Origin of the sequence: Mesorhizobium sp. M5C.F.Ca.ET.164.01.1.1 (assembly GCF_004792125.1) — a bacterium.
In the GTDB taxonomy this organism is placed as follows: domain Bacteria; phylum Pseudomonadota; class Alphaproteobacteria; order Rhizobiales; family Rhizobiaceae; genus Mesorhizobium; species Mesorhizobium wenxiniae.
Window position 1 is genome coordinate 1 of sequence record NZ_SRTG01000446.1, and the last position, 306, is coordinate 306.

At 58.2% G+C, this 306-nt stretch carries 1 protein-coding gene; it reads right to left on the bottom strand.

Annotated elements, in window-relative coordinates; genetic code table 11:
• A partial coding sequence (locus EN807_RS34215) for a DUF4011 domain-containing protein (RefSeq protein WP_135938070.1) occupies positions 1-306 on the bottom strand: 306 nt, incomplete at both ends.

Sequence of the window (306 nt, forward strand, 5' to 3'; positions counted from 1 at the left end):
GATTGCTATGCGGCTGAAGGCGAAATGGCCGAGGACTAGCCAGCGCCGAACTCGCCATCTTTTCAATCCTTCGATGCTTGCCTCGACCTTGGCCAGATAGCTCTCGACGGATCCCCCGTCATCGGCGTCGCCGAAATCTGGAAGGTCTCTGCCAAATTTTGTCTCCAGGAATTTCTGAAGGCTAATGTTGGTTTCCGCCGCGCCTTCGCGGGCCGCCACCTCGTAGACGTGCTTTCCTCGCACCTTCTGCCGTTCGATCTTGACAGGGAGAAGGAGGAGGGGCGCGTAGATTGGCATGTCGGAGGC